Origin of the sequence: Acinetobacter sp. CE-15 (assembly GCF_051059255.1) — a bacterium.
Classification (GTDB): domain Bacteria; phylum Pseudomonadota; class Gammaproteobacteria; order Pseudomonadales; family Moraxellaceae; genus Acinetobacter; species Acinetobacter guillouiae.
In genome coordinates, this window is sequence record NZ_CP192737.1 from 2599259 (window position 1) to 2622441 (window position 23183).

Annotated in this window: 21 protein-coding genes; 17 read left to right on the plus strand and 4 right to left on the minus strand. The window is 38.5% G+C overall.

Features of this window, described 5'->3' with window-relative positions:
* The first annotated feature begins 9 nt into the window (after positions 1-9).
* Genes ACQ7EO_RS12125 through ACQ7EO_RS12150 form a run of 6 tightly spaced genes read left to right on the plus strand, consistent with a single transcriptional unit; the run spans position 10 to position 6181 of the window.
* Positions 10-1242: an SfnB family sulfur acquisition oxidoreductase gene (locus ACQ7EO_RS12125; protein ID WP_434277422.1), complete on the plus strand. Its 1233-nt coding sequence runs from the start codon at positions 10-12 to the stop codon at positions 1240-1242.
* The gene (locus ACQ7EO_RS12130; RefSeq protein ID WP_096733992.1) at positions 1242-2675 is read left to right on the plus strand and encodes an LLM class flavin-dependent oxidoreductase; all 1434 of its coding nucleotides are present in this window, start codon (positions 1242-1244) and stop codon (positions 2673-2675) included. Before ACQ7EO_RS12125 ends, ACQ7EO_RS12130 begins: the two co-directional genes overlap by 1 nt.
* 55 nt (positions 2676-2730) lie before the next feature.
* Entirely contained in the window at positions 2731-3612 is an 882-nt protein-coding gene (locus ACQ7EO_RS12135) for a MetQ/NlpA family ABC transporter substrate-binding protein (protein WP_105712791.1), read from the plus strand.
* A gap of 10 nt (positions 3613-3622) precedes the next feature.
* The gene (locus tag ACQ7EO_RS12140) at positions 3623-4459 is read left to right on the plus strand and encodes a MetQ/NlpA family ABC transporter substrate-binding protein (protein WP_034610154.1); all 837 of its coding nucleotides are present in this window, start codon (positions 3623-3625) and stop codon (positions 4457-4459) included.
* Positions 4460-4470: 11 nt separating this feature from the next.
* A complete protein-coding gene (locus ACQ7EO_RS12145; RefSeq protein WP_434277424.1) occupies positions 4471-5541 on the plus strand; it encodes a methionine ABC transporter ATP-binding protein in 1071 nt (356 codons plus the stop codon).
* Complete coding sequence (locus ACQ7EO_RS12150) at positions 5522-6181, plus strand: methionine ABC transporter permease (protein ID WP_034610152.1); 660 nt, start codon at positions 5522-5524, stop codon at positions 6179-6181. Before ACQ7EO_RS12145 ends, ACQ7EO_RS12150 begins: the two co-directional genes overlap by 20 nt.
* Positions 6182-6282: 101 nt before the next feature.
* Here the strand turns inward: ACQ7EO_RS12150 and ACQ7EO_RS12155 are convergent, their stop codons facing one another.
* Positions 6283-6744: a hypothetical protein gene (locus tag ACQ7EO_RS12155; protein ID WP_434277425.1), complete on the minus strand. Its 462-nt coding sequence runs from the start codon at positions 6742-6744 to the stop codon at positions 6283-6285.
* A gap of 323 nt (positions 6745-7067) precedes the next feature.
* Here ACQ7EO_RS12155 and ychF point away from each other — a divergent pair, with 323 nt between their 5' ends.
* Positions 7068-8159: a redox-regulated ATPase YchF gene (gene ychF, locus ACQ7EO_RS12160; protein WP_004720929.1), complete on the plus strand. Its 1092-nt coding sequence runs from the start codon at positions 7068-7070 to the stop codon at positions 8157-8159.
* Positions 8160-8623: 464 nt separating this feature from the next.
* Positions 8624-9235, plus strand: coding sequence for a superoxide dismutase (locus tag ACQ7EO_RS12165; RefSeq protein ID WP_434277427.1), 612 nt, complete (start codon positions 8624-8626; stop codon positions 9233-9235).
* A 222-nt stretch (positions 9236-9457) separates the two neighbouring features.
* On the opposite strand, the gene ACQ7EO_RS12170 is transcribed toward ACQ7EO_RS12165, so the two are convergent.
* Complete coding sequence (locus ACQ7EO_RS12170) at positions 9458-10000, minus strand: DUF962 domain-containing protein (RefSeq protein WP_434277429.1); 543 nt, start codon at positions 9998-10000, stop codon at positions 9458-9460.
* A 333-nt stretch (positions 10001-10333) separates the two neighbouring features.
* Here ACQ7EO_RS12170 and ACQ7EO_RS12175 point away from each other — a divergent pair, with 333 nt between their 5' ends.
* Both ACQ7EO_RS12175 and ACQ7EO_RS12180 read left to right on the plus strand, forming a co-directional pair.
* Complete coding sequence (locus ACQ7EO_RS12175; RefSeq protein WP_434277430.1) at positions 10334-11035, plus strand: Crp/Fnr family transcriptional regulator; 702 nt, start codon at positions 10334-10336, stop codon at positions 11033-11035.
* A gap of 168 nt (positions 11036-11203) precedes the next feature.
* On the plus strand, positions 11204-11611 hold the full coding sequence (locus tag ACQ7EO_RS12180; protein ID WP_434277432.1) for a hypothetical protein: 408 nt from the start codon (positions 11204-11206) through the stop codon (positions 11609-11611).
* A gap of 75 nt (positions 11612-11686) precedes the next feature.
* On the opposite strand, the gene ACQ7EO_RS12185 is transcribed toward ACQ7EO_RS12180, so the two are convergent.
* The gene (locus tag ACQ7EO_RS12185; RefSeq protein WP_004720940.1) at positions 11687-12169 is read right to left on the minus strand and encodes a hypothetical protein; all 483 of its coding nucleotides are present in this window, start codon (positions 12167-12169) and stop codon (positions 11687-11689) included.
* A 101-nt stretch (positions 12170-12270) separates the two neighbouring features.
* On the opposite strand from ACQ7EO_RS12185, the gene ACQ7EO_RS12190 reads away from it, so the two are divergent.
* From ACQ7EO_RS12190 to dapC, 6 genes are all read left to right on the plus strand, one after another.
* Positions 12271-13008, plus strand: coding sequence for an AzlC family ABC transporter permease (locus tag ACQ7EO_RS12190; protein WP_434277434.1), 738 nt, complete (start codon positions 12271-12273; stop codon positions 13006-13008).
* Position 13009: 1 nt separating this feature from the next.
* Positions 13010-13345, plus strand: a complete 336-nt coding sequence (gene ygaH, locus ACQ7EO_RS12195; protein WP_056510745.1) for an L-valine transporter subunit YgaH — start codon at positions 13010-13012, stop codon at positions 13343-13345.
* A gap of 168 nt (positions 13346-13513) precedes the next feature.
* A complete protein-coding gene (locus tag ACQ7EO_RS12200) occupies positions 13514-14011 on the plus strand; it encodes a metal-dependent hydrolase (RefSeq protein ID WP_056510742.1) in 498 nt (165 codons plus the stop codon).
* 190 nt (positions 14012-14201) lie between these two features.
* Positions 14202-15410, plus strand: coding sequence for a formate-dependent phosphoribosylglycinamide formyltransferase (purT, locus tag ACQ7EO_RS12205; protein ID WP_434277435.1), 1209 nt, complete (start codon positions 14202-14204; stop codon positions 15408-15410).
* 26 nt (positions 15411-15436) lie between these two features.
* Positions 15437-18103, plus strand: a complete 2667-nt coding sequence (gene glnD, locus ACQ7EO_RS12210) for a [protein-PII] uridylyltransferase (RefSeq protein WP_004821140.1) — start codon at positions 15437-15439, stop codon at positions 18101-18103.
* A gap of 28 nt (positions 18104-18131) precedes the next feature.
* Positions 18132-19301, plus strand: a complete 1170-nt coding sequence (dapC, locus tag ACQ7EO_RS12215; RefSeq protein ID WP_434277436.1) for a succinyldiaminopimelate transaminase — start codon at positions 18132-18134, stop codon at positions 19299-19301.
* 51 nt (positions 19302-19352) lie between these two features.
* Here the strand turns inward: dapC and ACQ7EO_RS12220 are convergent, their stop codons facing one another.
* Positions 19353-21575, minus strand: a complete 2223-nt coding sequence (locus ACQ7EO_RS12220; protein ID WP_434277438.1) for a TonB-dependent receptor — start codon at positions 21573-21575, stop codon at positions 19353-19355.
* A 413-nt stretch (positions 21576-21988) separates the two neighbouring features.
* Between ACQ7EO_RS12220 and ACQ7EO_RS12225 the strand changes: the two genes are divergently transcribed.
* Positions 21989-23182: an efflux RND transporter periplasmic adaptor subunit gene (locus tag ACQ7EO_RS12225; protein ID WP_171501854.1), complete on the plus strand. Its 1194-nt coding sequence runs from the start codon at positions 21989-21991 to the stop codon at positions 23180-23182.
* Position 23183: the final 1 nt, after the last annotated feature.

Sequence of the window (23183 nt, forward strand, 5' to 3'; positions counted from 1 at the left end):
GAAATATATATGACAACTTATCAAGATATCAATAAAACATTGGATGTACACAATCATCCCTTTGCGCAAGCACATATTATTCAAAATGATCAAGAAGCTTTAGAAATCGCGCAACAGTTGAGTCAGCAATTTAAAGAGAATGCGGTACTCCGTGATGCTGAAAGAATTTTACCTTTTGATGAAGTTGAAGCTTTTAGTCAATCCGGGTTATGGGCGATCACAGTACCACGTCAGTATGGTGGTGCGGAGGTCTCTAGCCATACTGTCGCTAAAATAATTGCATTATTCAGTGGCGTTGATGGCTCTATTGGTCAAATCCCACAAAACCATTTTTATGCACTGGAAGTATTACGTAATACAGGCACCGAGCAGCAAAAGAAAAAACTCTATAGCGAAGTACTTCAAGGCGCTCGTTTTGGCAATGCCCTCGCTGAATTTAAGACCAAGACTGCTGCACAAAAGCATACCCAAATTAGTCAAACTGAACATGGTTATGTGGTCAATGGGGAAAAGTTCTATTGCACGGGCAGTCTATTTGCCCATCGTATTCCGACATTAGTCCGTGATGCTGAAGAACGTGAATATTTAGCTTTTATTTCTGCCGATGCACAAGGCTTACAACGTATCAATGATTGGTCAGGCTTTGGACAAAAAACCACAGGCAGTGGCACCGTTAAATTCAATCAAGTTTTTGTTGAATCTGAATACGTCATTCGTTTTGACACTGCATTTTCTGAACCCACCCTCGTTGGGCCATTTGCACAAATTATGCATGCTGCGATTGAAACAGGCATTGCACGTGCAGCTTTTGAAGAAACAATAGAACGGGTTAAAAAAGCACGCGCATGGATTGATGCCAATGTAGAACGTGCAGACCAAGATCCACTGACCATTTATGAATTAGGCCATGTTGCTGCGGATGTAAGAGCAAGTGAGGTTTTATTAAAACAAGCTGCTCAATCTATTGATGCGGCAAAACCACAACCTACAGTTGAAAATATTGCCAAAGCCTCACTAGATGTAGCTAAAGTCCGTGCACACAGTACTGAAACAGCATTAAAAGCTTCATCCAAGCTAATTGAACTTGCGGGAAGTCGTGGTAGTCAACGTGCCGATGGTTTAGATCGACATTGGCGCAATGTACGGGTACATACACTGCATGATGCATCACGCTGGAAATATTATTTTATTGGAAACTATGTATTAAACAACATCCTTCCACCACGCAGAGGGACATTGTAATGACAAATACATCTCAACATACAGCACTTAAAAAACAAATCTTACTCAATGCTTTTGATATGAACAGTGTCGGTCATATCAATCACGGCTTATGGACCCACCCGCGTGATGAATCTCATCGTTTTAATGAGCTCAATTACTGGACTGATCTTGCTAAGACCTTGGAGCAAGGTTTATTTGATGGGTTGTTTATCGCAGACATTACCGGTGTTTATGATGTCTACCAGAATGGTATAGATTTAACCTTAAAAGAGTCCATTCAACTGCCGAGTCATGACCCATCTACCTTGATTTCAGCAATGGCAGCGGTAACCCAAAATCTAGGTTTTGGCGTGACCGTAAACCTAAGTTATGAAACACCGTACCAATTCGCACGGCGCTTCGCGAGTTTAGATCATCTGACACAAGGTCGGATTGGCTGGAATATTGTGACGGGTTATTTGGACAGTGCTGAACGCTTGATTGGGCAAAAAGGTCTAAAAGATCATGACTTACGTTATGAACAAGCTGAAGAATTTTTAGAGCTTTGCTATAAGTTTTGGGAAGGTTCTTGGGAAAATGATGCAGTACAAAAAGATAAGCAAAAGCGTATTTTTACTGACCCGAAAAAAGTTCATCAAATTAACCATCAAGGGCGCTTTTATCAAAGCCAAGGTGTTTTCCAAGTCTCACCTTCACCACAGCGTACCCCTGTGCTCTTTCAAGCAGGTGCTTCACCACGCGGTTTAGCATTCTCCACACGTCATGCGGAATGTGTATTTATTGGAGGGGACCAACCTGCAAAAATCAAACAACAAGTGGATAAGATTCGAGAATTGGCTGTACAGCAAGGCCGTAATCCAGAAGATATTAAAATCTTTGTGGGAATCACAGTGGTTACAGCAGAAACAGATGAGTTAGCTCAAGAGAAATTAGCTGAATATGCCCGCTATGCAAGTCCTGAAGCTGGTTTAGCACATTTCTCAAGTTCAGTCGGTATCGACCTATCCAAATATGCTGATGATGAAGCCATCCCATATCAACAAACCAACAGTATTGCTTCAGTCAATAATAAATTTAAGGAAAACCAGATCACACCTAATGATCTTAAAGCACAGCATCAACTCGGTGGTCGTTATCCACTGATTGTTGGAAGTGGTGAAACAATTGCTGAAAAATTAATTCAGTTGATTGATGAAACAGGTATTGATGGTTTTAACCTGACTCGTACTGTTGCGCCTGAATCACATCATGACTTTATTCGTTTTGTGATTCCTGAACTGCAACAACGTGGCAGATTTAAAACCAAATATGAAAATGGTTCTTTACGCAACAAAATCTTTAAACAGGGTGATCATTTAACCCAACAACACCCTGCTGCTGATTTTCGATGTCAAAACTCAAATCATAACAACAGCATCGAAACGGCAGATCGGCAAAAGCAAACTGCCTAAATATCCTAATCAGCAAACATGATGAATTGAATAATTTCACTTTAAGGGGTGTCACATGACTCAAATAAACTCACCTGCAAATGGTAATCCATCCAAAAAATCAGGCTCCAAGAATAAATTTATTTTGCTTGGCGTGATCATTATTGCCGTGATTGCAGGACTTTTTTATTGGAACCAACATAAAAAAGCCGGTTCAGAAGAAATCACCATTGGTATTAGCCCACCCTTTGCCAAGCCTTTACAAGTTGCAGCAGAGGAAGCTAAGAAACAAGGGATTCATATTAAACTGGTGGAATTTTCAGATTGGAATACACCGAATATCACACTGAATCATGGTGATATTGATGCAAACTATTTCCAACACCAACCATTTTTAAGCAATGCGTTAAAAGAAACTGATTTTAAACTGAAACCGATTGCCACAGGTGTTGCAACTCATGTGGGTTTGTATTCTAAAAAATATGATTCTTTAGCGGCGGTACCTGAAAATGCACGTGTGGTGATTCCAAATGACCCAGTCAACCAAGGTCGTGCACTGTTACTTTTACAACAGGCTAAACTCATCACCTTGAAAGATCCGAATAACCATTTATCAAACTTACAAGACATTAGCTCAAATCCTAAAAACTTTAAATTTATTGAAGTTGAAGGACCTCAAACTGCGCGTGCTGTAGATGATGCTGATTTAGTATTTAGCTACCCACTTTATTTACGTCTTGCAAAAACCATTGATCCAAACAAAGCATTATTACTCGATGATAATACCAATACACGTTATGCCATCTTGTTTGTTGTAAAAGATGACTATGAGCAAAAGCACCCAGAAAAAGCCAAACAGTTAAAAGAGTTTGTAAAAATTTACCAAACTTCAGACAAGGTCAAACAGGCTTTAAATGATGATATTGGTGAAAATTTATGGTTCCCAGGTTGGAAATAAGGAATAACTCATGTCCCAAGTTTCCAAGCTCAAAAAAAAGAACCTGCTGATTGGTCTTGCTGTTGTCATCGTATTATTAGGACTTTTTGCCTATCGTTATGTACAAAATCAACAAAAGGATAATGTACTCACGATTGGCATTAGCCCACCTTATGCCGAATTACTACAAACGGTTGCCAAAGAGGTAGAGAAAGATGGTATCCATGTCAAACTGGTCGAATTTTCAGATTGGCAAGCACCCAATGTTGCGGTACAAAACCGTGACATTGACGCTAACTTTTTCCAACAAAGTGTATTTTTAAAGAATGCCATTAAGCAAACCAATTACGATTTGCATGCTTTTGGTACAGGTAGCGGCAGTCATGTCGGTTTATATTCAAAACAATATAAATCCTTAGCGGCTTTACCTCAAAATGCTCGTGTTGTCATCCCGAGTGACCCCGTCAACTCTGCGCGTGCTTTGATCTTGCTACACCGTGCGGGGTTAATTCAAATCAAAGACATCAACAATGAACTTTCCACACTTCAAGATATTGTTTCAAACCCAAAACAGTTGAAGTTTTTAGAAGTTGAAGGTCCACAAACAGCTTTAGCTTATGATGATGCAGATCTAATTTTTGGTTTTCCACATTACTTAAATATGGCAAAAAAAGCCGATCCGCATAGTGCCCTGTTTTTAGATCCCGTTGATAAAAAGTACGCCATTCTTTTTGTGACACGTACTGATTATCAAGACAAAAATCAAAAGTTAGAGAAATTTATTCAAGCTTTCCAAAACTCACAGCAAGTTCGAGATATTTTAGATAAAGATTTCGGCAAAGATATGTGGTTTGCAGGCTGGAAATAAGGAGAATAGAAATGGTGAGTTTCGGTTCGCATGTTGATTTTTCAGTCCCTCATATCAAAATTCGTGATTTGAATAAATACTATGATGGGCAAGATCAACAGATCCATGCATTAAAAAATATCAACTTAGATATCCCTCAAGGCAAGATTTTCGGCATCATCGGTAAAAGTGGTGCAGGTAAATCTTCCTTAATCCGAACCTTAAATGGTTTAGAAGGTATTTCTGAAGGCACTATTCATATTCATCAACAGAATTTGGCTGAACTCAGTCATGCTGAGTTGATTCAAACACGTCAAAGAATTGGGATGATTTTTCAGCATTTTAATTTAATGTCTGCCAAAACAGTTTGGGACAATGTGGCATTGCCTTTAAAAATTGCCCATGTTGATAAAGCTGAAATTGAAACACGTGTCAACGATGTTTTAGATCTGGTCGGATTGGGAAATAAAGCGCATAACTACCCTTCACAGCTGTCTGGTGGTCAAAAGCAACGTGTTGGTATTGCTCGTGCGCTGGTGCATCATCCTGAAATTTTATTGTGTGATGAAGCAACGTCTGCACTTGATCCTGAAAGTACCTCAGTGGTGTTATCCTTGCTGAAAAAAATCAATCGAGAATTGGGGATTACCATTGTTTTAATTACCCATGAGATGCAAGTGATTCGTGAAATTTGCGATCAAGTGGTGGTGATTGAACATGGTGAAATCGTTGAGTCAGGACAAGTCTGGTCCGTGTTTTCACAACCTCAGCAGAAAATCACACAAGAATTGTTAAACCTAGAACAACTCGATTTGCCCTTTCCAGTGCATACAGAGCTACAACAAGATTCAACCCATAGTATTTTAAAACTACGTTATGAAACCGATCCGAAAAACTCACCTGATTTAGTGGAACTTTTTCAAGTTTTTGAAAAATCCGTACATTTATATCAAAGTCATATCGACAATATCCAAAACCATTTGATTGGAACGCTGATTGTCGGTACTGAACAAACCCATTTAGACCTGCATAATTTACAAGAAAGGTTAAAACATCAAATTGCGCAAATAGAGGTACTTGGCTATGCAAGACCAACTCATTGATTTATTGCTGACAGGAACCATAGATACCTTACTGATGGTTGGCGTATCTGCCTTTGTTGCTTTTTTGATTGGCTTACCCTTGGCGGTAATTTTGGTCAATACATCTGAACAAGGGATTTATCCATCTAAAAAGATTAATCATGCATTAGGCACGGTGATTAATATTACCCGATCGGTTCCCTTTTTGATTTTAATGGTGGCGCTTATTCCTTTAACCCGATGGATTGTCGGAACCAGTTATGGAGTCTGGGCAGCTGTTGTTCCATTAACTTTAGCAGCGACCCCTTTCTTTGCGCGTATTGCAGAAGTTAGCTTACGTGAAGTTGATCAAGGTCTAATTGAAGCTGCACAAGCGATGGGCTGTAACCGTAAACAAATCGTTTGGCATGTACTTTTACCTGAAGCCCTTCCTGGTATTGTGGCAGGTTTTACAGTCACAATTGTCACCATGATTAACTCCTCTGCAATTGCGGGTGCAATTGGTGCTGGTGGCTTAGGTGATATTGCTTACCGTTATGGTTATCAACGCTTTGATATGCAAATGATGTTTGCTGTGATTGTGGTCTTGGTGGCTTTGGTCATGATCGTTCAAGCATTTGGTGACAGTTTGGCAAGCCAGTTGGATAAGCGGAAGATTTGAACGGATTGATTCTTTTTTAAAATACGACCCCTATGACGTTATTTAAAAGGAAGCTTTAGTTCCTTTTAAATAACGATTGTTCTAAAATTATAACGTTTGCATTAATCGCAATTGCATTTTTTAAATGCTGAAGCCGGTTGAGGTTCAGTCGCTATACCAGACAATATCAACTCTTGTTCAAATTGTTCAGCAAGAAGTGAAGGCTCATATAAACCAACATAGCAACTACTGGACTTGGCTGGTTTAATATGCATTTTGTCAGTATGCACTTCGACAGTCACATCTTTACCACCATCTTCTGACATTAACGTACAAAAGAAATTAGCCTTGCAAGTATATGTTTTATTTTCGAGTTTAAATTGGATCCACCAATAATCAACACCGACTCTTAGAAAACCTGTCCAATACTCTGCGACACAAATCAAATAAGGTTTTTCTTTCTCTAAAATATCTTTATCGCCATAATTATATACATCTGAATCATAACGATGTAAAAACTTAATTTCTGATATAGTCTTATTTGTCTTGTTGACAAGGTTTACATTTGAATAATGTTTAGTCATTTTAAATACTTCTATTCAATAAAGAAGTTAAAAAATAACCAATAAACATTGATCAACATATCCCTGAAATCAGGTAAATATTGTATAGATATAAGCATACTAGGGTTGGGAATATCCTGGTCAATAGAATTTATATGCCTTCACAATTTCTCTAACTGCACTATTATTTTGCTCAATTAAACTCTATTTACACTCAAATATTTAGCACAGCATATAATATAGTCATGATCTGTTTAAAAACTTATAGGTCGCAGACCTGACTTTGTCATGGCTTTCATGTAAAATCATCCGCAATTTTTATATAACACTTTGTGAGTTATTTCATGGGTTTTAATTGCGGTATTGTCGGCTTGCCGAACGTTGGTAAATCTACACTTTTCAATGCATTGACTAAAGCTGCTATTGCTGCGGAAAACTTCCCATTCTGTACCATTGAACCAAATACAGGCATCGTACCTGTACCTGATCCACGTTTAGACAAATTAACAGCCATTGTTAAACCACAACGTGTTATTCCAACTACGATGGAATTTGTAGATATTGCAGGTTTAGTTGCGGGTGCATCTAAAGGCGAAGGTTTGGGTAACCAATTCCTTGCAAACATCCGTGAAACTGATGCAATTGCACATGTTGTACGCTGTTTTGAAGATGAAAACGTAATTCATGTAAATGGTAAAATTGATCCATTAGATGATATTGCAACGATTAATACTGAACTTGCACTTGCTGACTTAGAAACCGTAACGAAAGCAGTTACACGTTTGGCAAAATCAGCTAAAAGCGGTGATAAAGAAGCGCTTGCAACAAAAGCAGTTTTAGAAAAAATTCTACCTTTACTTGATGAAGGCAAGCCAGCTCGTGCAGCAGATTTAGATGATGATGAACGTAAACTTGTGCGTGGTTTTGGTTTAATGACATTAAAACCGACCATGTATATTGCAAACGTTGCAGAAGATGGTTTTGAAAACAACCCACACCTTGAAGCTGTGAAAAAGTTAGCTGCTGAGGAAAATGCAATCGTTGTTCCGCTTTGCAACCAAATCGAAGCTGAAATTTCATTGTTGGATGATGAAGATCGTGCTGAATTCCTTGAAGCATTAGGCATGGAAGAACCAGGTCTAAATGTGGTAATTCGTGCAGGTTATAGCTTACTAGGCTTACAAACTTACTTTACAGCGGGTGTTCAAGAAGTTCGTGCTTGGACTGTAAAAGTGGGTGCAACTGCACCTCAAGCTGCGGGTGTAATCCACACTGACTTTGAGAAAGGCTTTATTCGTGCAGAATGTATTGCATATGATGATTTCATCCAATACAACGGTGAAAACGGTGCTAAAGAAGCAGGAAAATGGCGTTTAGAAGGTAAAACTTACATCGTTCAAGATGGTGATGTCTTGCACTTCCGTTTTAACGTATAAACGGATCTCATGCTTTAATGAGACAGGTTGAAGACTTCTTCAACCTGTTTTTTTTCGTAATAGAATCTTTCGCTGGTTTTAGTTTGGTTTATAAATGTCTGACGAATATTTAAAACTTATTTTCTAAATGTAGATTCAACGATCTGTTGATTAATTTGTGGACCATCTTGATCATTCATCTCATCTCTATAAGGTCAGCCCTGTTTTTAATGAAACACGTATTCAGGTTTTTATAAAAAATTATCAACATTTAAAATTATAATATTCCAGTAAATATACACGATATTTATTTACAGCATACAACGTTCCAAGCGTCTATCGCTAAGACCCTGCCCCAATTCATCATCTCTATTTTGAAAACAGCTACACAATAATAAAGTTAAGTGGGTTGCACTTTTGATGCTCATATATAATAATGATAATTATTAGCATTATCACCATATTTAACATCACAGGATTGCTTCATGGCTTACTCTCTACCACAACTGCCTTATACATATGATGCACTTGAACCTAATATTGATACAAAAACAATGGAAATCCACCATACCAAACACCATCAAACCTATATCAATAATATCAATGCCACAGTTGAAGGCACAGTATGGGAAAAGTTGTCGATTGAAGAACTGGTTTCAAAAGTGAATGAAGTTCCTGCTGATCTTAAAAATAGTGTGATTAATAATGGTGGTGGACATGCCAACCACTCTTTATTCTGGACAGTAATGAGCCCTCAAGGCGGTGGAGAGCCAATTAAACAAATCGCTGAAGCAATTGACAGAGATATTGGTGGTTTTGAAAAATTTAAAGAAGCCTTTACTAAAGCAGCACTGACACGATTTGGCAGTGGCTGGGCATGGTTAAGTGTAACCCCTGAAAAGAAAGTCATCGTAGAAAGCAGTGCTAATCAAGATTCACCACTGATGAATGGCAATATCCCGGTGCTGGCTTTAGATGTCTGGGAACATGCTTATTATTTAAAATACCAAAACCGTCGTCCCGAATATATTGCGGCATTTTATAATGTTGTGAATTGGGAAGAAGTGAATCGCCGTTATTTAGAAGCAATCCAATGAAATACTATACAGACCATATGACGATGCCAATGTTCAATTCTTCACTGATTAAAAAAATAAAATTTTATATTGGTTGCGCCATTTTTTTCTTTGGTTTAGTGATATTTATCAAAGAATTCTTATTCTAAAATAAACAAAAATATAGAAGTCGATAACCTTTAAGCCAGTTTAAATTACTGACTTAAAGGGTTTTATCTTGATTTGGATTGGTTATCTTTCAGATTATTTCGCGTGTAAAGCCTGTAATGATTTTTCATCCATTGCAGTACGTTGCTTTCTGGCTTCTGCTAGCATTTTTTCTTGTAGATCTTTACGAAAACCCAGCAAGAATACAAATTCAGCCAAGACAAATAATGGACCAATCGCTAAACCAACTAAATCGTCAACAAATGCAGGTTTTTTCTTTTCATAAAAATGCCCTACAAATTGGAATACCCATCCTACAACAAAGGTACCAATGCTGATACTTAGCCAAGTTCCCATGCCTAATTGGGCAATTTTATAGGCAAATGGATAGGCCACTGCATAAATAAGCAACATTAAAAAGCCGAATGATTTATCCAGACTTAAATAATAAATCACACTTAAAACCAGTAGAATCAATGCCAAAGTGATTTCAAAACCCAAAAGCATCACCCCTGCTCTAGCCGTTAAACACATAATTGAAAATACGATCATCGGAATACCAATAAAATGCGTAAATACATTTTTATGGTCTAAATGATAAGCTGCGTACTGGCTAAGAAGTTGTTCTAATCTGTTCATTTTCAGCGTCCTTGTTAATCTCTTCATTTCACTATATAAAAACGCTAAGATAAAAGTTGTCGTCTAGCTGACAAGTTGAATTGATTTTTCATTTAAATTTGCAAAGAAGTAGATAACAACAGCTTTCACAATAAATTTATTGATACATTATGGCCAGTGACTCTGTCATATTCACGCTAAATTGTTGCTCTTAAAGGAGGATTGTAAATGGTTCTACTCAGTGCTTATCGCTACTGATTTTATCTAAGGAACTTTCTATCCTACTGACTATGCAGTTAGATATATTTAGAAAATCAAAGCAAAGATTAACAATGATACATAAAAGGATATATTGTGCTCAATTCAACGGACCTTGAATTATTATCAAAGAACTTATGGTATTCACAACTGCCTATTCCTTTTCAACAATTGATTCAACAACAAGCCCATTATCAAAAATTTGAGCGTGACCAAGCGATTTTCAGATCTGGCGATCTATTTAATGGTATCTATGCGGTCTTAGATGGTCGGGTACGCTTAGGCTATATTGATATTGAAGGAAATGAATCCGTTGCTGCTATTGCAGAACCGATTATGTGGTTTGGAGAAATTTCTTTAGTGGATCAACAACCACGTTCTCATGATGCCATTGCTGTTGGAAAATGTTTAATTTTACATCTCCCCAGCCATGCGATTCAGAAAATTTTAAATGACTATCCGCAATATTGGTTCCATATCGCCCAATTGACCAGTCAAAAACTTCGCTTTGCTTTTTTAGAGCTCATCTCAATTCAAACCCAGCATATACAACAACGATTGGCTCAGCGTTTGATGTTTATCCTAAACGGCTATGGCAATCATATCCGTATTGAAAATAACATCATTCATTTATCTCAAGAACAATTGGCATTGCTGCTCAAATGCTCACGCCAGACCATTAATCAAGAATTACATTTACTCGAACAACAAGGTGTTTTAAAAATTGCCTTTAAAAAAATAGAAATATTAGATATCAATCAATTACATTCTATTGCCCACTCACTCGGCCAACTCTAATTTAACACATCACTTTTCTACTTTTAGACAATTATTAAATTCACCTTAAACGGCTGGAATATATAATCATTTTATAAATAAAATATACAAATTATTTATTCTACTTTGTGAAAAATACAATTATATTTTAGCTAGGCGCTAATGCCATCTCAATAAAAGTTGAAATAAATGAAAAAAATCACAACATTGCTCACAGCGGGATTATTCACTGTACTTAGCGCTTCTGCATTTGCATGCCCTAAAGGTACAACATTGGTTGGTGGTACAGGCCCAAACCATAAAGGCGGCAAATGTGTTGCGGCAAATCCTGCAGCTCAAGCGACTCAAAAAGCGACGGCTGCAAGTACAAAAGCCAAAGCTGATGCAACTCAAGCAAAAGACAAAAGTGTAGCTGCAACCAAAGCTGTTGAAGCGAAACCGAAAGAAACAGCGACAAAGTTAAAAACTGAAACTGCTGCAAGCAAAGCAAAAGCTGAAGCTACAACCAAAGCAGTAAAAAATGACGCTGCTGCAAAATCAACCGCTGCTAAAGACAAAGCAGTGAAAACTGCATCAACCAATCCATTAAAACCTTAAGTAACACTGAACGTACTTAACCTAGATCTGTATCAATAAAAAATGGCGCATATTTGCGCCATTTACTAGGGTCTGTTAAAAAATATTATTATTTGCTTTGGTATTGCCTAAACTTGGATTTTCAATTGCATCTTTGCACTGGGCTTTATCACGCTCATATTGCGCTTGATTTTTTTGCATTTCACCATCTTTTTCCAATGTCGATCTTGCCCAAGTATCTAAACTGGTCATGGCTTTACGACACAACGCGTATTTACCTTCTGTCACTGAATCGGTCATTTTGACATTGATACGCCAGTCGGTACTTAATTTCCGTAAAGGTTTACGTACATTGTCTTCAATCAAATTCAATTGCTTACGGTAGACAAAGGGTTCCACCTGATTGATCAGCTTCCATGCTTCATTGGCATAGGTTGTCGCATCATTGGTTAGTTTTGGCGCAGCTTTAATTTCAACTTTTTCTTTAGGTTCAGAAGATGAATTACCACATGCTTGTAAACCTAAAACACCTAACACCAAGGTCATACTCAATAATAATTTCGACTGATTTGCGAACATAAAGTTACGCCTAAATAAACATTTCGCTACTATGCTAGTAAATTCGGGTAGAATACACAATCTTGATTTTACCTTTTGTTTTACTCTCGTTTAGGTGTCCTGTGTCAGAGCACAATCCCTCAGTCCAAACTGCTGGCTTTTGGCAAGGCGCTAAAGACAGTCAAGCCATCATCTTTACTTATCTGCCTGTATCTTTTGCCTTTGGTGTATCCGCGACCCAATTTGGTTTTAGTGCATGGGAAGCCTTATTTCTATCTTGCTCTATGTACGCTGGTGCTAGCCAATTTCTTGTGGTTGCATTATTGGGCAGTGGCACATCTATTTGGATGACAGTACTTACAGTCATTGCACTGGATATTCGCCATGTACTTTATGGGCCAGCCTTACAAAACCTGATTCAAGACCGTTTAAACCTAAAAAAGACCGCAGTATGGGCATGGGGTTTAACCGACGAAGTTTTTGCGGCTGGAATGATTAAACTTTCCCAACGTCGTCAAGAATGGTCAGAGTCTTGGATGCTAGGACTCAGCTTGTTTAGCTGGATGTCATGGGCCTTGGGTTCATTTTTAGGTGGTTTATTTGCAGATCAAGTCAGCGACTTGCCGCAATTTTTACAAGCCGCTTTAGACTTTTTATTACCTGCATTGTTCTTAAGCTTCTTACTGGCAGCCTTTGAGAAAAAACATACTTTTGTGGTTGCTGTATCTTTAGTGGTTTCCGCATTGGCCTGTTATTTTATCAACATGTCGGCAGCAATTTTTATTGGGATTGCATCTGGAATTTTAGCGGGATTATTTAAACATTATGTTTTAAAGCAAACTGATGAAGTGAGTATTTAAAATGGATTTACAGATTATCTTGGTGGGGATATTGGTCGGTATTGCAAATTTTGCTTCACGCTTTGGTCCATTCTATCTGCTGCAAAAAAGCCAACAACACACACAAACTCGTGGCGCAACATGGTTAAAAATTGCATTAGGCAGTATCGGAATTGCGGCAATCAGTTCAATGTTAATTGTTGCAACTCTCCCACCATTGATCGAAACGCCAAATAAAAGTTTTGCAATGTTGGTGGGCTTTATTGTACTCACAGGATTATATTTTAAATTTAAAAGAATTGTTTTAGCAACACTCACAGCAGCATTGGCCTATGGTTTGGTCTATACCTATCTGTAGTTTTGTTGTTTGAAATATATTTTAATGCATTAGCAAATCAGCGTTTAAATTTAAAGTCTCTAGGATTTAAAATACTTTCATTTAATCAATTTACAATAAAAAACCATGTGAATTAATTAGTTGTGTATGATTGCTTTCAAATATAATATTTAAAATACGCAACTCGATATGTTTATCGCACACTTACCTTCTGGCTATATCTTGGCTAAACTTTTACTCAAGAAATTTAAACAGACAAAAATCACCAATAAAGCTTTTTTTACGCTGATTATGCTTGGTGCAGTTTTTCCTGATATTGATCTATTCTATTTCTATTTATTCGATCATAGGTCGGTACATCACCATAAATATTTTTTACATTGGTTTTCATTTTGGATTCCAATCTTTCTAATCGCTTTATTTTATTTCATCCATTCAAAATACACGGCTAAACCTGCCCTGATGATCAGTCTTTTTTCGGGTGCTGCCCTGCTACATATTGGCTTGGATACTTTTGTAGGTGATGTTTGGCTTTTTGCACCGTTTATTGATCAACCCTATGTGTTTTTTGAAGTCAGCTCACGTTATCAGCCGTGGTGGTTAAACTTTATTCTGCATTGGTCATTTTTTGTAGAATTACTGATCTGCCTAATTGCGTTGATTCTGTTGGTTCGTAAAAAGAATTGATCAAAAATTATTGATCAGTTTCCTTACGCAAATTCAAAACCACTTCATTTGTAGTGGCAAACCGCCTATAAGCTAAAAACTTTATAAAAAAATCTGTTAGACAATATCATTATTTTATGTCAATCAGCCCTTAACACACGCCTGAGTTCTGCTATGCTAACAGTCCATAAGACAAGCATGGAAGAATAGCATGAGCGTTACTATTGGTACCCCACTTCAATCATCTGCATTTAAAGTTTTACTGTTAGGTTCAGGAGAGCTTGGTAAAGAAGTGGTGATTTCATTACAACGACTTGGTGTTGAAGTTCACGCGGCAGACCGCTACGAAAACGCACCTGCCATGCAAGTTGCTCATTTCTCTTATGCCTTAAACATGGCAGATGCAACAGAATTAAAAGCTTTAATTGAAAAAGTAAAACCCAATCTTATTGTTCCAGAAATTGAAGCCATTGCCACTCAAGTATTAGTCGAAATCGAACAACAAAATATTGCAACCGTGATCCCTTCGGCAAAAGCCGTGAATTTAACCATGAACCGTGAAGGGATTCGTCGCTTAGCGGCAGAAGAACTTGGTTTACCCACTTCTGCTTACCGTTTTGCCAATACCTTAGAAAGCTTCCGTTCTGCATGTGATGACATTGGTTATCCGAACTTTGTTAAACCTGTAATGTCTTCCTCTGGTAAGGGACAATCTCGTGTCAAAGAATATGCAGAGGTAGATGCAGCTTGGGAATATGCTCAAACTGGTGGACGAGTAAATCAAGGTACGGTCATCGTTGAGTCACAAATTGATTTTGATTTTGAAATCACCTTGCTCACTGTACGTTCGAAAAATCCAGAAACAGGTGAAATTGAAACGGCTTATTGTGATCCAATTGGGCATCGTCAAGATTCAGGCGACTATGTAGAAAGTTGGCAGCCTCAAGCAATGACTGAAACAGCTTTAAATGAAGCCAAACGCATTGCCAATAAAGTCACTGTAGCACTTGGTGGCTGTGGAATTTTTGGGGTAGAACTGTTTGTAAAAGGTGATAAAGTATGGTTTAGTGAAGTATCACCGCGTCCACACGATACAGGCTTAGTCACACTTGCATCACAATTCCAAAGTGAATTTGAATTACATGCACGTGCGATTTTGGGTTTACCTGTCAATACTGAACGGCATAGTATTGCTGCAAGTGCTGTAATCTATGCAGGTATAGATGCAAACAATCTTTTATACTCTGGCTTAGATCTTGCTTTGCAAAATCCTGCTACAGACTTACGCCTGTTCGGTAAACCTGAAGGATTTAAACGTCGTCGTATGGGCGTGGCAACAGCACGTGCTGAAACAACAGACCAAGCACGTGAACTTGCACAAGAAACGGCTGCAAAAGTCACTGTTCATTTAAACAACTAGCCAATATATTTGCGGACAAGACATCCATGATCAACACCTCTCCTCTGTTGGAATATGTAACTGATATACATGACATTAAAGCGATTAATCAATGGCGTAGCGATGTCGAACAACAGTTAAATGAGGCCTATGATCATGGTACAACGATACGCGAAATTGTGCGTACCCGTTCAAATGTGGTGGATGAAGCCCTTATGTTTCTCTGGAAGCATTCAGGGCTAGATCAAACAGATCTCGGTTTATTTGCTGTTGGTGGCTATGGGCGACGCGAAATGTTGCCCTATTCCGATGTCGACATCATGATTCTTTCAGAAGAAGACCTTTCTCCTGAACAAGAACAAACGGTGACGCAATTTATTTCTACACTTTGGGATGTGGGAAATTTTAAACCGGGTGTCAGTGTACGGAGTATCCGTAGTTGTTTTGAACAAGCCACCAATGATCTTACTGTGGCAACCTCGCTGATTGAAGCGCGATTAATTATTGGCAATCAACATCTGGCAAGATGGCCTCGTCGTGTCGTTTCCCAAACTTGGACAGATAAGACGTTCTTTGATGCCAAGATGGATGAACAAGCGCAACGCTATGCACAACATAACAATACTGAAAGTAATTTAGAACCTGATATTAAAAATGCACCCGGCGGTATTCGGGACATTAACCAAATTGGCTGGATTGCCAAACGACATTTCCGAGTCAATCGTATTTACGACTTGGTTCATTTGGGTTTTATTTCTGAATTTGAATTGGGCGTTCTGGAAGAAGCTGAAAACTTTCTTTGGGAAATTCGCCATCATTTACACCGTTTAACCAAACGTGATGAAAATCGTCTATTGTTTGATTATCAACGTGATATTGCAGCTAAATTTGGCTATACACGAGAAGATGATCATCATCCAAATTATCCAATTGAACAGTTCATGAAGCGTTATTATCGTACCGCGCAACAGGTTTCGACCTTAAATGAAATGTTATTGGCTTATTTTAATGAATCGGTGATTACCCCACGCTTACCCGACTATGAACGTAAAATCGAAAATATTAACGAACATTTTAAATTGGTTGATGGCAAGCTTGCCGTTCAACAACATAAAACCTTTTCAGAAAATCCAAGCGCTATTTTAGAAATTTTCTATATCTTAGCGAATCGCCCTGAAATCGAGGGTATTCGTGCACGTACATTGCGTCTTTTGACTTTAGCAGCAAAACGCATTGATCAAGCATTTCGTGATAATCCGACCCATCAAGCATTATTCATGGCGATCATTCGCTCTCCATATCGTTTATATGAAACCATGGTGGCAATGAAACGTTATGGTGTATTAGGAAATTATATCCCTGCATTTGGGCAAATCATGGGACTGATGCAATATGACTTGTTCCATATTTATACTGTCGATGCACATACCTTACTGTTAATTCGTAACTTAAATCGTTTTAAAGAACCTGGCTTTGCTAAAGACTACCCTGTTGTCAGTTCTGTATTTCAACGCTTAGTCCGCCGTGACATCGTATTCCTTGCTGCATTATTCCATGATATTGCCAAAGGCCGTGGTGGAGATCACAGTGAACTTGGCGCCGAAGATGCAATTGAATTCTGTCTTGCGCATGGGTTTACCGAACGCGAATGTAATCTGGTTGCTTGGCTCATCCAAAACCATTTACTGATGTCGATGACCGCACAGAAAAAAGATATTTCAGATCCAGATGTGGTGAAAGAGTTTGCTGAAAAGCTTGGCGATATGGAGCATTTAGATTATCTCTATACGCTGACGGTTGCCGATATCAATGCCACCAATCCAAAACTTTGGAATACATGGCGCTCTTCTTTGATGCGTCAACTCTATACCCATGCGCGTGATGTAATTCGTTCTGGTTTGGGGCGACCTGTTGATTATCAAATGCTGATTGAAGATACCAAATTCTCTGCAAGTGAAGTCTTGGTGGATGAGTTTCCACTGGATCAAGTTGAAAAGGTTTGGCAAGAGCTTGGGGACGAATACTTCCTTAAAGAATCCGCAGATGAAATTGCATGGCATACCCGCGCGATTTTGCAACACGGCGACAACCCTGCACCATTGGTGCTCATGCGTGCGCACCGTAAAGCAGCACAAGATGCTGTACAGATCTTTATTTATACTCAAGACCAACCCAATCTGTTTGCCACCACAGTGGCAATTTTGGATCGTATGAATCTGGATGTCCAAGATGCACGGATTATCACTGCAACCAAAGCCTTTAGTTTAGATACTTATGTGGTCTTGGATCGTTTCGGTACCTTATTAACCGATCCTGAACGTGAAGAAACAGTCAAACAGGCGTTAATTAAAGCCTTAAGCGAATCAGATAAATATCCGGGTTTGATGCAACGTCGTATTCCACGTCAACTTCGCCACTTCGATATTGAAAATACCGTGGATGTAACACTTAACGAAGCTTTGCAGCAAAATATGGTAGAAATCTCTACCCTCGACCAACCGGGCTTACTTGCACGCGTTGGTGGTTTATTTATGATGCAAGGTTTAGACATACATTCTGCTAGAATCGCCACGCTGGGTGAAAAAGCAGAAGATATTTTCTTTGTCACCAAAAAAGATGGCACCCCCCTCACTGAAGCTGAGGCTGAAGTCTTTACCGCAAAATTAAAAGCGGCATTAGATGAAGCATCCAATCAAATCTGTGGGCAACATTAATCTTACTTTCTATCATGGTAATTGTTTCATGAACTCTAGTTTGTCTTTATTACATCCTTATCCATTTGAAAAGTTAAGCCAGCTTTTTCAGGATGTAAAACCTGCAGATTTACCTTTGATCCCACTTTCAATTGGAGAACCAAAGCATCCTGCTCCTGAGTTTGTGAAGCAAGCGATCATTGATAATTTTCAGCACCTTTCAACTTATCCAAACAGCAAAGGTTTACCAGAACTTCGTGAAAGTATTGCTCAGTGGCTAACCCGTCGTTTTAAACTGAATGCAATCAGTGCCGAAGATCATGTCCTTCCAGTAACAGGTACACGTGAAGGGATTTTCTCTTTTGTACAAGCCTTGATTAATCGTGATGACGCACCTTATGTGGTAATGCCTAATCCGTTCTATCAGATTTATGAAGGTGCAACACTTTTAGCTGGCGCCAAGCCATACTTTGTTAACTGTACCGAAGATAACAATTACCTCGGTGATTTTGATGCTGTACCTGCTGAAGTTTGGGAAAAAACCGCACTTTTGTTTGTTTGTACACCGGGAAATCCTACTGGTGCGGTACTTTCAAAAGCACAATTTAAAAAACTAATTGCACTTTCTGACCAATATGACTTTGTGATTGCCTCTGATGAATGTTACTCAGAATTGTGGTTTGATGAAGCACCGATCGGTTTATTGGAAGTCTGTGCTGAATTAGGTCGTGACGATTATAAAAATTGTATCGTGTTCCATTCACTGTCTAAGCGTTCAAACCTACCGGGTATGCGCTCAGGTTTTGTTGCTGGGGATGCAAACTTACTTAAACCTTATTTAAAATTCCGTACTTATCACGGCGCTGCAATGCCAGTCCAACACCAATTGGCTTCAATTGTTGCTTGGAACGATGAAACACATGTTGAAGAAAATCGTAGACTGTATCGTGCCAAATTTGATTTGTTCCAAAATGAACTCGGTCATCTTTTAGCATTACAAAAGCCCGATGCAGGCTTCTATTATTGGTTAAAAGTTGATCATGATGAAAACTTTGCCAAAATGTTAATAGAAAAAGCCAACATTAAAGTTTTACCGGGGCGTTATTTGTCTCGTGATACTGAACAAGGCAATCCTGGTGAAGGTCATGTTCGTATGGCATTGGTCGCAGATATTGCTCAATGTGAGCAAGTGATTCAACGTCTAAAAGCTATTTTATAAAAATATACTGTTATAAAAAATGCCCCAAATTTGGGGCATTTTTTATGGTATTTAAAAATCAAATGCAGCACTTAGCATGAATGTACGAGGTTGCCCAGCAACCAAGTAGCCGTTATTGGTGTTAGAAGTACTGTTGATGTTGTCGAATAGACCAACTGATGACCAATAATTTTTATCGAAGACATTATTTACGCGGAAATTAAAAGTTGTCGGTGTTTGCCCCAACTGAGTTTTATATGTCGCACCAAGATCTAAAGTTGTCCAATCACCTACTTTCAATTTGTTGTCTAAACTTGCATAAGTCGAACCTGTATAAGTGACTTGAGCATTTAAAGACACATCTTGAACTGTTGGTAATTTCCAATCAGCACCAACATTTGCTTGAAATTCTGAAACACCCACTTCCTTTTTATTATCGTAGTTAACATTTCCTGTATTTTTTTGCTTTGCATCAATCCAAGTTGCACCACCTAACACTTTTAAAGAATCCGTCAATTGACCAAAAGTATTGAGTTCAACACCACGATGTACATATTTACCCGCATCACTAAAAACACTGTTTTCAAGTACTGCGCGCTGCTTATCGATATCAAACAAACTTAGGCTTGCACCAAACTGATCATTTTCATATTTGGCACCAATTTCTTTTTGTTTAGCAACGAATGGTTTGAGTGTTGTGGTTTCTTTCGTCGTTGAATTGGTATTACTCAAACCTTTAGCTAAAGATTCAATATAATTTGCATAAACTGAAACTTCAGGCAGAATTTTATAACTTAGACCTAAAGCAGGGGTAAACTTACTCTCATCATATTCGCCAGATTTAATTGAAGTTCCATAATTATAGTTTTCTTGCATGATGGTTTGATAACGTCCACCGAGCATAACTGTTAATTTATCATCTAAAGCTTTGAGGTTATCGCCAATGGCAATGCTTCTTAAACGCGTCCGAGTCGTTAATTTAGGCGTATCTAAGTTATTCCCAAACAATGCATTTTGTGAATAAGCAGGTTGATCATACTGAATTGGATTATAGATATTGTTGGCTAATGTATTTTTATAGTCCATCACATAAGCATTGCGGGTATTCTGTTGAAATGCTGATGCAGAAAGCACTAAATTATGTTCAATTGAACCTGTGTTTACTTTGCTACGCACACCAACTTCACCAGTATTGACCATATCTACACGCGCATTGTCAAATCGGTAAATGGTCCCCGCGCCTGTTGTCTGATTGGTCAAGGTCATATTTGCTAAACTGTTTTGCTCTTCGCCATGTCGAAAACCATAAGCAGCATAAGCCGTTAAATTATCAGCTAAATCATATTCAGCACGATAACTTCCAAAAACATCCTCTTCATTTGAATACGTCCATTTTTGTGCAAAGTTATCTGAGCCATCAATTGCTTTCGGAATCTCGGTAATACCCGCGCCTAAAGTCACGTTTGGACGAGTCGCTTTTAAACGATTATTCACATAACCCATATCGCCAGACAGACGTAAACGATCACCGCGGTAATCCAAGCCTATAGAAGCTAAACCTAAAGATGCTTCTTCATTATCAACAGCCGTATCACCACCATGATATGCTGTGTTTACACGTACACCGAATTGTTGATCTTCACCAAAACGTCGAGAAATATCATTGGCAATATAACCGCCATTAAAGTCCGTACCTACTGTGACACGATTAAGTGGTTCGTTACTTGCACGTTTTGGCAATAAGTTAATTGCACCACCAATCCCACCATTACTTGGCATGGCTCCATTTAAAAATGAGGATGCCCCTTTTAATACCTCAACACGTTCAAACAGCTCCGCAGGAATATATTGACGTGGTAAAATTGAATATAAACCGTTATAGGCTGTGTCGTCTGAACCCAAGTTAAAGCCACGAATATAATAATTTTCTTGGAAATTACCAAAACCACGTCCGACACGAACACTTGGATCCGCTTTTAAAACATCCCCAACACTTTTTGCTTGTCGCTCTTGAATATATTGATTGGTATAGCTGGTTAGATTAAACGGCGTATCTATATTTTTCTGATTACCAAATATCCCAACTTTACCGCCAGAAGCCACTTGTCCACCGGCAAACGCTGGCATTAAACCCTCTGCTGATGCATCTGCACTTGCGACTACTGTAATCGTACTCAGTTGTTTTGCATTGCCATTGCTCGATTGAGTCGATGAAGCATCTTGTTGTTCAGCATGCGCAATTGCAGCACTTGTCACCACTGCCATCATCACAATTAAGGGTTTAATTTTTCGCATAGGAGGCTCTAAAACAGTCATCTAAATTAAGCCGCCATATTAAATGATAATCACTATTACTTAAACTTACTTTCTCATTTTATAAGCGTGATTTTTTAAATAAAAAAGCAAGATCTCATGGTATTTATTTATTAAAAAATATTATAAATTGTGAATGGTTTTGTAGTTTTTATACAAAATTATGCTGATCTTGATGGTTTCTATATTAAAAACATATAAATAATTTTAACCGCTCAAGCCATCTAATAATCAAGGCCTTAAAACAACAAATATCACTAACTTCAACGGCCTCTCTATAGCAAAATTTAACCGCTTAACTTTCAAAAAATCACATTAAGCGCTGTATTGCAACTTGACCAAACATAGAGCCTTTAGAGATACTCAACTTATCTCTACTCATTTAAAAAACTAAAATGAAATCGCATGACCCAATGAAAAAAAAGCGCATAAACTCAAAACTAGGGATCATTATTGCAATTATTTTTATTGTGCTAATCGTGGCTTTTATTGGATGGAAATCTTCAAATAAAAAGCAGCCTTCTCCAGAAAATGCAGCAACATCCGCTTCTAGCGCAAAACCAGCACTGACTGTAACGGTGATACAACCCGAGCTACAAAACTGGAAGCAAAACTTTACAGCCAATGGCAATATTGCTGCATGGCAAGAAGTGGTGATTGGCAGTGAACTTTCGGGGCAACGAATTACCAAAGTCAATGTCAACGTTGGTGATAGCGTACAACGTGGGCAAGTTTTGGCTGAAATTAACAGTGAAAGTATTCGTGCTGAATTGGCGACAGCAAAAGCCAATTATGCAGAAGCGAAAGCTGTGCTAGCTGATGCCAGTATCAATAATCAACGTATTCAACAACTCAAAAATACCGGTGCAATTTCACAACAAGAAGCGACAAAATACCTGACTTCTCAAAGTACAGCACAAGCCCGCTTAGATGCAGCCAAAGCCCAAATTGACAGTAATCAGCTTCGTTTAACGCAAACCCAAGTGATTGCACCCGATCATGGGGTTATCTCAGCACGTACAGCAACAGTTGGCTCATTGGCACAAACGGGACAAGAACTGTTCCGCTTGATCCGTGATAACCGTTTGGAATGGCGTGCCGAAGTCACCTCGACAGACTTATATAAACTTAAAAAAGGCATGACAGCGCATATCACCTCACCTGATCCTAGCCGTTCAGCCGTTTCAGGTAGCGTTCGCATGATTGCACCAGTCATTGACCCGCAAACACGTTATGGCTTGGTTTATGTGGATATACCTACCACTGATGCTGTTCGTATGGGTATGTTTGTCAAAGGTGAGTTTGATCTAGGCGAAAAGCCAGCACTAACAGTGCCTCAAACCGCAGTACTTTTACGTGATGGTTTCTCTTATGTGTTTATTGTCAATAAAGATAATCGAGTGACTCAACAGAAAGTCACACTTGGTCGACGTTTAAATGATCGCGTTGAAATTGTTGATTTAGCAGCAAATACTCAACTGGTTGCCTCTGGAACAGGATTCTTGTCAGATGGTGATTTAATCAAACGTGGTCATGCCATTCCAGATACACCATTGACCAAACAACTCGTTAGCACGCAGGAGAAATAAC